Raw genomic sequence first — 13,022 nt, 5'->3', positions numbered from 1 at the left:
CCCGCACGCCGAATTTATGCACCTAGCGTGCACAAGAAACATCAGGAATAGGTATTTGATGCGGTTGTTTATGACGTCTCTTCGCAGCACGGTTGCGGTTTGTGCCTTGGTGACTTTGGCCGGGTGCCAGACGGTGGGTTTAAACAACGCACAGACAAAGCCGGACAATCAGTTTGTTGTTAATTCCGGGGTCGAGGCGGATGCTGTTTCGGAACTGGTGAACGCAAGTAATCTGGCCCTGGAAGCCCAGAAAATGGATGAAGCATCCCGCTTGATCAATCTGGCCTTGAAGCTTGATGTTACCAATCCGGACTTGCAGTTTCTCAATGGCTTGACCTACCACCTGATGGGGGTACAGGGCGACGCCAGCAAGTTTGATCTGGCAGAGCAAGGCTACAAACAGGCGCTTAAATTCGATCCGGGCAACCTGTCGGCCAGCTACCAGTTGGGTCTTTTGTATATGGACCAACGGCGCTATGGCCTTGCGCAAGCCTATTTTGCCGCGGTCGCCCTTCATCGCGGTGATGACCCGGCGGTACTGTATAGTCTGGCTTCGGCGTCATATTACGCGCGTGATCCCCTAACCGCGGAAGCCGCGTTAAAACGTCTGATGGATGTGGCACCCGAGGCCAAACAACAGCCCGAAGTACTCAAAGCTGCGGCATTGTCTTTGGCGGCAATGGACGACCGAACAGGCGCGTCGGCATTTTTGGCAGCCTATCGCAAGGCAGTTCTGGGACCGGAAAACATCGAATATCTCGAACGCCGTGTCCAAGGATGGCAGTCGTTTTATGACAGTGATGCCAAAGTCATGCTGGCGCAGTATGGAAATGATCCCTATGGCAGCAGTGATCCTTATGGCTCGGCAAATCCATACGGCGCCCAAGATCCTTACGCTTCCAGCAATCCTTACGGCGCAGCAGCAGCCCCGGATCCCTATGCCACTCAGCAGCAGGATCCATATGGTGCGGCAAACCCTGCACAACAGGGCTTTGCAGATACCGGCATGGTGGTCGTGGATGTGGTCCTGATCGGCACACAGGAAGATGTCCGTAATTCGCGTGGCATCAACCTGTTGAACGGGTTGCAGTTACAGTTCGGCGACCCGCTCAGCGGAACGTCCGGATTTGGCTATGAGTCCACACGGACCAAGGATTATCTGAACACCGGGCTGGAACAAAGTACGCAAACAATTACCCGCGCAATCAGCATTCCTGCGGTGACGTATTCGCTCAATATTGCCAACTCCGCCGATGCCGACAATCAGGTTCTGGCCAAACCGAGCTTGGTGGCCCAGACCGGGCAAACGTCAGAATTCTTTTCGGGTACTGAAATTTTGGCAGCTGCCGTTTCCGGCGGCAATGGCGACAGTGTTTCGGTGCAAAAAGAGGTTGGTGTCAAACTGGCTGTCACGCCGGAAATACTGCCCGATGACATGATCCGATTGCACGTGGTTGCGGAACGTACCTTCCTGACCGACCCGTCGAATTCGGTTGTGTTTGAATTCCGTCTCGATACCACCAAAACCAATGTCAATTCGACCGTCACCATGAAGTTTGGCGAAACGCTTGTTTTGGGTGGTCTCAGCGAACGCGAAACATCCAAATCAGCCGATGGCGTACCGGGCTTGATGGATATACCGATTGTCAATTTGTTGTTCTCACAGCGCATTGAACGCCAGTTCGAACGATCTGTATTGATCCTGATGACGCCACGCCGTCCGCTTTATGCCCGTCGGGCTCAGGAAGACCGTGACGTCATGATCGAAGAAATGTCGGATCTTGAACGGGACATTGAACGCTTGGAAAACCGTCACAAGGATTGGTTTACGCCGCGCGCAACCTTCAGCGAAGTCATTGAAAAGCTTCAGGGGCGCGAATTCTTCGAAGAGTTCAGGAATGGAGATGTGAAAATTCAGTCTTGGCAGAACGACGAAAATGGCCAGCAACATATCGCGATGGTGCGTGACCGGTTGCTTGGTCTATAGCTTTTTGTATTCGGAGACTGCGATGCGAAGTCGTCCAATGACACCGCTCATCATGCGGTTCTGTTTGGTTTTGTACTGTGTTGCCTTTACGACAGTTCATCCGATCACCGGCGCACACGCGCAAGGTAGCGCCCCATCATCAAACTGGACCCGTTTGCCCGGCACGGCTGTTGATATCTCGATCAACAGTGACGGGCAGGCCTATGCCGTTGCCCCGGATGGCACACCGTGGCGCTGGGACGCGATAGAACAGCGTTGGCGCAAAATGTCGGGCAATTTTGTGCGCATTTCCGCAGCCGAGGGAAACCGCCCTTGGGCAATCAGCGCCGACGGCGTGGTCTATCGCTATAACGGGCTGTGGTGGGAAAACAAGGACACCGACGTTGCCGATGTTGCGGCCGATACGCTTGGCAATGTCTTTATTGCCAAAGTCAGTGGCGAAATCAAAAAATGGTATCCGTTGCGCAGTGAATGGCGGCCAATCGACGGCAATGCGTATCGCATTGCACTCGACAGGACGGGAAATCCATGGGCGGTGGCGCGCGATGGCGGCATTCGGTCCTATGACGGAAAGACCTGGACCACCATGCCCGGTCGTGCCCTCGACATTGCCATTGCCGGTAACGGTACGGTTGTAATTGTTGATGCCGAAGGTCAGATCAGGACCTGGAATGCAACACAACGCAGTTGGCGTATTGTCGCCGGCATCAGTGGTGCGACAGCCACCGCCGCCACACCAGATGGTGGGCCGTGGGCGGTTGTCGCCGGTGGTGCCATCATGGCAACGACATTGCTGGTTGCACCGGAAAAAATCAAAACCGAAGAAGGCCGGGCACCGGAAATTCGCGCGCCCGATGCCGTCGCCCCTGTTGATAGTGCGCCAGCGGCAATTGCCCCGGATGTTACAGCCCCGCCCCTGCCACCAGCAGCAGCTGTTGCACCACCCGCAGCACAAGCAGCACCATCAACCGCACCAGTCGCGGTGGCAACTGGCGCAACCGCGTCACCTGTCACACCAACTACAGATGCAGGTGCGCAAGGCACCAGCCGAACCGTGGCTCCGTCCACCGGGGACGATGCCGGTCTTGATCCGACGACGGTAACGACGACCGACGACATTACTTTTACCAACACCCGCGAGAACGCTACGGCTTTGGCAGTTGGTCGGGATGGAAGTGTGTTTGCTTTGAACGCGGCCGGAAGTGTTTTCCGCTGGTCCAACAGCCGCAAAAGGTTTGAAGATTTTCCGGGAACACTGGTGCGTTTGGCCGTTGATGCAAATGGCGACCCTTGGGGCATTTCCACCTTGGGCCGGGTATTCCGTCATACCGGAAAACTGTGGAAGCAAATCCCCGGTGCAACCGGCTCAGACATTGCGATTGGCGGGGATGGATCGGTTGTCATTGCCGATGCCAGCGGAAGCCTGTCCAAACTTAATGACGCCATGACGCGGTTTGATCGCATTCCCGGTCAGGGCATCTTGGTTGCAGTCGACCCGGACGGAACCCCATGGACAATTCGGTCTGACAACCTTGTCCAGCGGTGCGAACAATCACCGTGCGAGGTGTTATCGCAAAAGGCCAAAAGCATCTCGATCGGTCCGGATGGCAGCGTTTATATCGTTTCCGCCAATCAATTCCTGATGCGTTTGGGCGCAGATGGCAAAACCTTTGAAGTCGTTCAAACGCCGGGTCATAGCCCGGAAAGTGTCGCGGTCGGCCCCAATGGCTTTCCCTGGGTTGTTACAACTGACACTGTTGTGCTTGCATCAAAGTTCTTTGAGCGTGACGAACAGAATGATCGTCTTGTTGCGGCCTCGACCGTCGGGGATACCACAGGCAGTGGCGATACCGCGGCGGTTGTGGATGTTACATCCCCAAGCGCGTTTACGTTTTCAAAAAACATAACTTTTGAAACATTCACCGCCGACCTCAATACCATTGATGAAATTGCCGTCGGACAAGATGATGGTTTCTACCTGTATGGCACGCCCTTAAATCAGGGAGCAAACCAGTTCCAGAAGTTCAACACCAAGACCAAGAAGCTCGAACAAGTCTCCCTGTCCTTTAATCAGGATGTCGAGAAGTTTGATGTTGCGACTGATGGCAGCATCTGGACAAACGGAAACAGTTCGAACTCGATCTATAAGCTGTCCTCAACGGGCACGATCCAGCGGACCTATTCGGTAACGTCGGGCAACATTCAAAATATATCGATTGGTCCGGATGGCACGGTTCATGTCGTCATCAGCGGCAAGCTTTATCACCTTAAACCCGGAACCAATGCCTTTGCCAAATTCAGCAATGACGACGTGCGCAAGGTGGCTATTGGCCGTGCAGGTGATTTGTGGATCGCGGACAACAATAACATTGTTCAGCAATACACCGGCACAAGGTTTGAAAACCGCCCGTTGGGTCAAAGCGTAACCGTCGAAGACATAGGTGCCGGGACGGATGGCAGTGTCTATGTCACCGTATTCGAAAACAGTGCATACGCTTTGAAAAAATGGAATGCGACAAACGGTTCTTTTGACAAGGTTAACAACGTAACTGCCAACATGGTCGATGTGTTGTCAGATGGCCGTCCCTGGATCACGAATACCAGTTCCGGTACCGACGTTAAACGCGCCAAGGATTAGGTTTCATTCGCTTCGCATTCATCACGAAATGAAATGAAAAACGCCCTGACCATTCATGTGGCTCAGGGCGTTTTACCGGATCGTCCAGATCGTATTTTATCAGGTCTCTGGCGTCAGGACGCGGCCTTGCGGACAAAATTGCCACGCTGGTAATCGTCAAAGGCCTGCATCAGTTCCTGCTTGCTGCTCATGACAAACGGGCCATAGCGCACGACCTCTTCATGGATTGGACGTGCGGCAATCACCAGCATCCGACCACCATCGGCACCGCCTTTAAGGGTCACACCATCACCGTCTTTCAAAATTGCCAGATGATGGGTCGGCACATCTTTGCCGCCAACAATTGCATCGCCGATAAAGACATACACCACCGCCGTGTGGCCTTCGGGCAGCGGGACGGTGATTTCCGCACCGGCATCAAGTTTGGCATCAACAAAGACCGGGTCGGTCGAAATACCGTTGATCGGGCCGGTTGCGCCATGCATCGAACCAGCCAGAAGGCGCAACTGCGCCCCATCCACCGGGGAAATTTCCGGCAGTTCATCTGGCTCCATATTCTGGTAGCGCGGATCGATCATCTTGTCCTTGGCTGGCAGATTGATCCAAAGCTGGAACCCCTGCAAAAGACCGTTTTCCTGTTCAGGCGTTTCGGAGTGCACAATCCCGCTACCGGCGGTCATCCACTGTCCACCGCCCGAACGCAAAATGCCCTCATTACCCATGCTGTCCTGATGGCGCATCGCCCCTTCGACCATATAGGTCACGGTTTCAAAGCCACGATGGGGATGTTCCGGGAAGCCTGCGATATATTCGTCCGGGTTGTCGGTCGAAAGTGAATCAAGCATCAGGAACGGGTCAAGCATATCAAGCTGCGGCGTCCCGATAGACCGTCGCAGCGACACGCCCGCACCGTCGGATGTATCCATCGCGCGCAAGACACGTTCAACACCGCGTGCGTTTTTCACAGACTCAGACATTTCAAAACTCCTCTGCCTGTCGGCATTCTTGCCAGACAACATTTCATACCCCGCATGGTCGCACAAAACTGTCGCCAAACAAGGCCCAATCAGGCACCTGATTGTTTATCAAATCGCAACAAAAAAGGCAGCGCAAGAACCCTGCACTGCCTTGATTAGATCAGACGACTTGAAAATCAGACTGCAAGTTTGGCGGCAAGTTCTGCCACGTGCTTGCCCTGGAACTTGGCGATATCAAGCTCGTTCTGGGAGGGTGTACGCGAACCATCGGCACCAGCAAGCGTACCGGCACCATAAGGCGAACCACCTGTGATTTCGTCCATATTGGTCAGGCCAGCACAGCTGTAAGGCACACCGACAATCACCATACCCTGATGAAGCAAGGTGGTATGGGTCGAGGTGATGGTGGTTTCATGACCACCATGCTGGGTGCCGGTCGAGGTAAAGACAGAACCGATCTTGCCGATCAATTTGCCTTCGGCCCAAAGACCGCCGGTCTGGTCAAGGAAGGTCCGCATCTGGCCTGGCATGTTGCCAAAGCGGGTCGGCACACCAAAGATGATCGCGTCATATTCCGGAAGATCGGAAACCTCGGCAACCGGGGCAGCCTGATCAAGCTTGGCACCTGCGCCCTTTGCGACGTCTTCGGGCATGGTTTCAGGAACACGTTTGACATCAACATGCGTCCCGGAAACACCGCGTGCGCCTTCGGCAACGGCGTTGGCCATGGTTTCGATATGACCATACATCGAATAATAAAGTACCAGTACTTTCGCCACGTCATCCTCCTTGGTTGAATTTCGTCGGCTTGCATAGTGACTTAAGAATGCACCCCTGATAACGGCCAGCTTGGAAACAGTCTGTTCGTTATCGGATGCGAACCCGATCAGGCATCGGGATTAAGCATCGGGATTAAGCATCGGGATTCCGGGCCAGATACTGCACGACCTGATCAGGGAAATCGGTGAAAATGCCATCAATTCCGGCATCATCAAAAATCGCCTTGAGCGCGATCTGCATATCCCCCGCCCATTTCGGCAACTGATCGGCGCGCAGGGTATAAGGATGAACCTTCAATTGCGCGCGCTGGGCGGCAATCAGGGTTGGCGTCATGATCGCCGTGCCGTTTTCGCTCAAGCCTTCAATAACTTGCGGCAACCACGGCCCGATGCCATCAACGACACTGGCCATGTCGGTGATGCCTTCGTCAGATTTCAGATAATCGTAATCGGTTCCCTCTGGCGCGCCCCAGCGGTTTTCACCGATAAGCTGCACCAGCTTGCCCTGGTAGTTAAGCTCTTGACGGATACGCTTGGTTTCAGACCAGTCAAAGCACTGCACAAAGGCATTTGAGTCCGGGTTATTATACCCCCACTTCTCCATCACCGCGATCACGGTTTTGGCGATGTCCTGGCCTTCCGCACGATGAAATGCCGGGTCCTTGATTTCCGGATAGATGCCAACATTGCGCCCGGTGGAGTGGTTCAGTCCGCGGATCAGTTTAATTTCTTCTTCAAGGGTCGGGATCTTGAAGATGGCAAACTCAGCCGGAAAGCGATCCGCATAGACCTGTTTGCCGGTATCGGCCTTGAACCGTTCGGTGACATTAAGTGTTTTAAGTTCGGCAAGGGTGAAATCAATTGCGTAGTACCGCCCGTCTTCACGTTTGCGATCCGGGAATTTTTCCGCAACATCGGTGGTGGTATCAATGTGGATATCGTGCAGGACGACCGGAACGCCGTCCTTGGACAGAACAACATCCTGTTCGATGAAATCCGCCCCCATGCCATAGGCCAATGCCTTGGCTGGCAGGGTATGTTCGGGCAAATAGCCCGAAGCCCCGCGATGGGCGATCACCACCATTTCCTGATCAAGTGCCTGCGCATCGGCCGAATTGATCGCAGCTGTAACAGGCATCAACGTGACGGCGGCAAGCCCGCCAATCGCCAGCAAGGTCGACTTGATCATTTTGCGTATCAGCATCCCGGGTATCCTTATCCAGTGTCCTTTTATGATCAAGGACTATAGGCGCGGATTGGCTGCACAAAAACGCGTCACCGCGTCTTGGGTGCAATCTTCATGAAACTGTTACAGCAAAGAACGCAGCCCTAGCGGTTAAGTTCCCCGGTCATGCGATCAAGACCATCAAGGGTCAGCGGAAACATCCGCCCTTCCATCAGCTTGTGCATGATCTGGATCGATTGATGGTGCCGCCACCAGTTTTCCGGTTGCGGATTGATCCAGGCGGCATGTTCGAAATGATCCAGCAATCGCTGCATCCAAACGGCCCCTGCCTCGGCATTCCAGTATTCCACCGCCCCGCCCGGATAGGTGATTTCATAGGGGCTCATGGTGGCATCGCCGACAATCACCAGCTTGTAATCCGCGCCATAGGTATTGATCACATCCCACGTCGATACCTGTTCGTTCCAGCGCCGCGCATTATCTTTCCAAAGCCCTTCATAGGGGCAATTGTGGAAGTAGTAATATTCAAGATGCTTGAATTCGCTTTTCACCGCCGAAAACAGTTCTTCACAGACCTTGATGTGATCATCCATTGATCCACCAACATCAAACAGCATCAAGACCTTGACCGCGTTATGGCGTTCAGGGCGCATCTGAACATCAAGCCAGCCTTGGCGGGCAGTTGATGTAATCGTGCCCGGCAGATCAAGCTCATCTGCCGCCCCGGTCCGCGCCCATTTGCGCAGACGACGCAGGGCGACCTTGATGTTGCGCGTGCCGATTTCGACACTGTCATCAAGGTTCTTGAATTCGCGTTTATCCCAGACCTTGACCGCCCGACGATGGCGGGATTTATCCTGCCCGATCCGCACCCCTTCGGGGTTATAGCCATAAGCGCCAAACGGCGATGTCCCGGCTGTCCCGATCCATTTGTTGCCGCCCTGATGACGGCCCTTTTGGTCTTCCAGACGCTGTTTAAGCGTCTCCATCAGTTTTTCCCAACCGCCAAGGGCTTCGATCTCGGCCTTTTCTTCTTCGGTCAGGAATTTCTCGGCAAGCTTGCGCAGCCACTCTTCGGGAATTTCAGTCTTCTCGACCTCGTCCATTCCCTCGGCAAGGTCAATCACACCTTTGAAATGCTCGGAAAACACGCGATCAAACTTATCAAGGTGGCGTTCATCCTTCACCAGCGCGGACCGCGCCAGATAATAGAAATCCTCCACCGAATATCCGGCCAGACCTTTTTCCACCGCCTCAAGCAATGTCAAATATTCGCGCAAACTGACCGGCACGCGCGCATCTTTCAGCTTATAGAAAAAGCCGGTGAACATCGGGATTAACGCCCTTCGCGCCGTGCCATAAACGCCAACCGTTCAAACAGATGCACGTCCTGCTCGTTTTTCAGCAACGCACCATGCATCGGCGGCACGGCGGTTTTGGCATCCTTGGCGCGAAGCGCCTCGGGCGGCAGGTCTTCGGCCATCAAAAGCTTCAACCAATCCAGAAGCTCGGAGGTTGACGGCTTTTTCTTAAGGCCTGAAACGTCACGCATGTCATAGAAAAGGTTCAATGCCTCGGCGACCAGACGTTTCTGGATTCCGGGGTAATGCACCTCGATGATCTCCGCCATGGTGTCTGCATCCGGGAAGCGGATGTAATGGAAGAAACAACGCCGCAGGAACGCGTCTGGCAGTTCCTTTTCATTGTTTGAGGTGATGATCACAATCGGGCGGTTGGTGGCTTTGACCATCTGCTGGGTCTCGTAAACGAAGAACTCCATCCGGTCGAGTTCCTGAAGCAGGTCATTGGGGAACTCGATATCGGCCTTGTCGATTTCATCAATCAGAAGGACGGGCGCGTCGCCATCTGCCTCGAACGCCTCCCACAGCTTGCCCTTGACGATGTAATTGCCGATGTCATGGACACGCTCATCACCCAGCTGACTGTCGCGCAGGCGCGAAACCGCATCATATTCATAAAGGCCCTGTTGGGCGCGCGTTGTAGATTTGATCGACCAGGTAATCAGTTTCTTGCCAAGCGACTTGGCGATTTCTTCGGCCAGCACCGTCTTGCCCGTGCCCGGTTCGCCCTTGACCAGAAGCGGTCGCTGCAACGTGATCGCGGCATTGACCGCCACCATCAGATCTTCGGTCGCGACGTAATTTTCCGTACCCTGAAACTTCATTTTTGCCCTGCAACACAAGTTGACGTTTGCGTTAACCTAGGGCGTCCAACTGATTTGAGCAAGGGAACAAACACCGCACAGCTTATGTGCCATTGCGCTTGAGTGCCTGAGCAGGACTTTCGCCATACCAGTCGCGATAGGACCGCGAAAAGTTGCTGACATGGTTAAAGCCAACCGCTGCTGCGACCTGCTTCACGTTGAAATCACGCGATGCCAGCAATTCCCGGGCGCGCTCCATCCGCTTGGAGCGGATAAAGTCCGCACAGCTTTTGCCCGTCTCAAGCTTGAATAGGTTGTTAAGCCGGCTTTCGGTCATGCCACCCGCATCTGCCAACTGCGCAACCGATACTGCGGCCGCCAGATCGCAAGTGATTTTGGCAATCGCGTCTTCGATCACCGTCTTTTCAAGAACGCTTGGTTCCGGCGTCTTTTCGCCATCGTGATGCAGCAGGCAATAGGCATCAATCATCTCGGCCAGAAACAGGGTTGATAAACCTTCAAGCTTGAACTTGCGTCCAACGCTGGTCGCTTGGGCGGAGAACATCGCACTGACAATGCTTCTGATCTTGTTATTAAGCCCAAGCGCCCTGACTTCAATCACGCTTTGATCATCAGACAGATAGGGATCAAGTGCTGCGGGCAGATCATCGCCAAACTTGGCACGAAGCGCATCAAGTTCAATGGTAACGCCCGCATGGCGGATCACTTGTCCACCGGGCAGAAAATAGCGCGTCCCGGGCCGGTCGACGCGCATCATCAATCCAATCTCGGGCGACATGGTGTGTTTGCTGCCATCCGGGCAATCAAAATCAAGGTCGCCGAGAATATTGACAGATCCGGCGAGCCAGCCCGGCGGCAAAGCGTTTTGAACATCAAATCTGGAATCCTCGCGGACATTCAATTCCGCGCGGTGCAAACAGATGCCGTTACCGAAATCGATCCGTTCCAGACGCCCGGTCACACCGGGCAATTCAAACAGGTCACCATCGGCAAGCCTGAGCTCACCGATACCGTCTGCGCTGTCCCGATCCGAAAACATATCAAACGCGTCGTCCGCGCTCTGACCGGTCTCCTGCATACTCTGCCCGTTCCACTATTTTTGCCCGACTGTCGATGCGATCATCCGCCGACGTGATCAACAGCATTTTGTCTTTGATATCATGGAATCAATGGGTTGTCTGTGACAGCGCGCACCTCAAGTCGAACTTCGCATGGCTCCACAAGCGTCTTGTCAGACGAATGATCGGTGTGATCAGGACGTTGTTTTCTGAGCCAGACTGCTAAGCTTCAGGCAGCATCACCAGACATCAGCAATGCCAGCGGGGCATTCTGCCGTGCCACGCTGGACTTCAGGCCATCGACGTCCATCTCCTCGTCTTTGACAAACTCGATGAACATCATGTTCACGTTGTTAAAGATCAGCTCGCCTGTGGCATCGCAATCGACATCCTTGCGCACGACACCGCGATCCTGCAAGGCGCGAATCAGATCGCAGACCTGTTTGGACAGCCGATGATCAAGCGCTGTGTAGCGCTGGGAAAACGGTGTTTCGGGCTGCGCAATCGACAGTGACATCGCCGTGCGCCACATCTCCTTGGACAGATATGTCAGGGAGTGGTCGTAATATTTCCCGATCAGTTCGGACAAGGCCGTGGCGACATCCTCATGCTCGCGCGCGATGATGGCATCCCCCGCTGCCAGCACTTCCTCGACTTCCATCGAGACCGTGGCCATCAGCATATCGCCCTTGTTTTTGAAGTAGTTATAAAACGTCCCGACAGACACACCGGCCATTTCGGCAATGTCTTCGATGCGCGCACTGTCATATCCGACTTTGCGAAACAGCGTCGTCGCCGCCTCCAGAATACGGCGGTTTTTATCGGCTTTCTTTTGGGCGCGCAGTCCTGACATCGTCACTCCGGAAAAACTGAACGGGTTCAAAATTAACATTGACTCAAAAAATGAACGCGTTCAATATTTTTTCAACGGTGCCGGATAAGCGCCGAAAAACCCAATTCAAGGGAGGCCTCAACTATGAAATCAGGGAGAGCCTATGTCTCGTCACGTCTCTACGGGGAAGACCCGCAACAAGTTTCTGAGTAGCACTGCGACCTTTATTCTGGGCGCTGTTGCCATGGCGCAAACCGCACAAGCAACCGAAGAGCTCAATGCCCTTGTCTGGTGCGACCATACCGATCCGGCCCTGATCGAGCCGTTTGAGAAAGAGTACGACGTCAAAGTCAATCTCAAGGAATATGAAGGCACCGGTGCCGGTCTTTCGATCATTGAACAATCCCGTCCCGGTGACTGGGATGTGTTTGTAATTGACGGTGTTGATGTCCATCGCGCGGTCGAAATGGGCGTTCTGGCCGAAATCCCGGTCGATGCCCTGCCAACATCCGATATCTTCCCCGAGGTCGTAATGGCTGAAAACAACGTGGTGGATGGCAAGACCTATGCCGTCACCGAGAAGTTCGGCTACAACACCATTTCGTTCGACAAGACCAAGGTTGATCCCAAGGACATGGAAGACATGTCGGTGATCTGGTCGGACAAATATGCTGGCCGCATCGCGGTTTATGACTATTACCTGCCGGTGATCGGCCTTGTGGGGCTGGGTCTTGGCATTGATACGGCTGATCTTGGCGCAGACGACATGCCCGCGATCAAGGAAAAGCTGTTTGCGATGAAAAAGGTCTCCAAACAGGTTGGTGAAGTTGTGTCTTCCCAGACTGCGCTCGCAACCGGTGAGGTCGATATCCTTGTTGGTGGCGGTGAATGGATCACGGCGGTGCTTTCCGAAGAAAAGCCGAACCTTGACTGGATCATCCCCAAACAGGGTGGCCTTCGCTGGGCACAGTCGATCGGGGTGATGAAGGATTCTGAAAAGCCTGACCTTGCGCTTAAATTCGTTCAATACATCATGAGCCCCGAAGGCCAGGCGCGTCTTGCGACCTCTTCGTGCTATTGGGGGATGCCAGCCAACGCCAAGGCGGGCGAAAACCTGACCGATGCCCAGAAAGCGGCACTTCGCTGGGATGATCAGGAAGGCTACCTCAAAAACTCGCAGCTTTACCCGATCCCGGATGCCGATCTCGATGCCGAGATGCAGGATGCCTGGGTCGAGATGCTCCAGCAGTAAGCAATCCCTTGTCTACTGCCACCGGCCGATGTCCCGCTTTTTGCGGGGCATCGGTGCCAAACTTGCGGTAAGCTGACCCCAACGGCGCCCACCATCCCAAGCGAGTTACAAGCAACCATCCCCCCATC

At 54.3% G+C, this 13,022-nt stretch carries 10 protein-coding genes; 3 read left to right on the top strand and 7 right to left on the bottom strand.

The window, feature by feature from the left end; genetic code table 11:
* Positions 1 to 70 precede the first annotated feature (70 nt).
* Together AUQ41_RS07915 and AUQ41_RS07910 are read left to right on the top strand one after the other, a co-directional pair.
* Positions 71 to 1,987, top strand: coding sequence for a hypothetical protein (locus tag AUQ41_RS07915; protein WP_168173417.1), 1,917 nt, complete (start codon positions 71 to 73; stop codon positions 1,985 to 1,987).
* A gap of 37 nt (positions 1,988 to 2,024) precedes the next feature.
* Positions 2,025 to 4,625 (top strand): tectonin domain-containing protein, encoded by a 2,601-nt coding sequence (locus tag AUQ41_RS07910; RefSeq protein ID WP_063087600.1) that lies wholly within the window; start codon positions 2,025 to 2,027, stop codon positions 4,623 to 4,625.
* Positions 4,626 to 4,738: 113 nt separating this feature from the next.
* Here AUQ41_RS07910 and AUQ41_RS07905 read toward each other — a convergent pair whose 3' ends face one another.
* From AUQ41_RS07905 to AUQ41_RS07875, 7 genes are all read right to left on the bottom strand, one after another.
* Positions 4,739 to 5,602 carry a pirin family protein gene (locus AUQ41_RS07905; protein ID WP_063087598.1) on the bottom strand — a complete coding sequence of 288 codons (864 nt, stop codon included), beginning with the start codon at positions 5,600 to 5,602 and terminating at the stop codon, positions 4,739 to 4,741.
* Between the two features lie 176 nt (positions 5,603 to 5,778).
* A complete protein-coding gene (gene wrbA / locus AUQ41_RS07900) occupies positions 5,779 to 6,381 on the bottom strand; it encodes an NAD(P)H:quinone oxidoreductase (RefSeq protein ID WP_063087596.1) in 603 nt (200 codons plus the stop codon).
* A gap of 133 nt (positions 6,382 to 6,514) precedes the next feature.
* Positions 6,515 to 7,585 carry a glycerophosphodiester phosphodiesterase gene (gene glpQ, locus AUQ41_RS07895; RefSeq protein ID WP_063087594.1) on the bottom strand — a complete coding sequence of 357 codons (1,071 nt, stop codon included), beginning with the start codon at positions 7,583 to 7,585 and terminating at the stop codon, positions 6,515 to 6,517.
* A 125-nt stretch (positions 7,586 to 7,710) separates the two neighbouring features.
* Entirely contained in the window at positions 7,711 to 8,898 is a 1,188-nt protein-coding gene (locus AUQ41_RS07890; protein ID WP_063087592.1) for a VWA domain-containing protein, read from the bottom strand.
* A gap of 5 nt (positions 8,899 to 8,903) precedes the next feature.
* Positions 8,904 to 9,752, bottom strand: coding sequence for a MoxR family ATPase (locus AUQ41_RS07885; RefSeq protein WP_063087590.1), 849 nt, complete (start codon positions 9,750 to 9,752; stop codon positions 8,904 to 8,906).
* 82 nt (positions 9,753 to 9,834) lie between these two features.
* Positions 9,835 to 10,830 (bottom strand): AraC family transcriptional regulator, encoded by a 996-nt coding sequence (locus AUQ41_RS07880; RefSeq protein WP_063087588.1) that lies wholly within the window; start codon positions 10,828 to 10,830, stop codon positions 9,835 to 9,837.
* 209 nt (positions 10,831 to 11,039) lie between these two features.
* Complete coding sequence (locus AUQ41_RS07875) at positions 11,040 to 11,663, bottom strand: TetR/AcrR family transcriptional regulator (protein ID WP_063087586.1); 624 nt, start codon at positions 11,661 to 11,663, stop codon at positions 11,040 to 11,042.
* A gap of 142 nt (positions 11,664 to 11,805) precedes the next feature.
* Here AUQ41_RS07875 and AUQ41_RS07870 point away from each other — a divergent pair, with 142 nt between their 5' ends.
* Positions 11,806 to 12,894, top strand: coding sequence for a PotD/PotF family extracellular solute-binding protein (locus AUQ41_RS07870; protein WP_063087584.1), 1,089 nt, complete (start codon positions 11,806 to 11,808; stop codon positions 12,892 to 12,894).
* Positions 12,895 to 13,022 lie beyond the last annotated feature (128 nt).

The sequence above is a fragment of the Thalassospira sp. MCCC 1A02898 genome, assembly GCF_001618185.1.
In the GTDB taxonomy this organism is placed as follows: domain Bacteria; phylum Pseudomonadota; class Alphaproteobacteria; order Rhodospirillales; family Thalassospiraceae; genus Thalassospira; species Thalassospira tepidiphila.
Note: the sequence above shows the minus strand (reverse complement) of the source record. Positions and strands in the feature narration are given on the sequence as shown.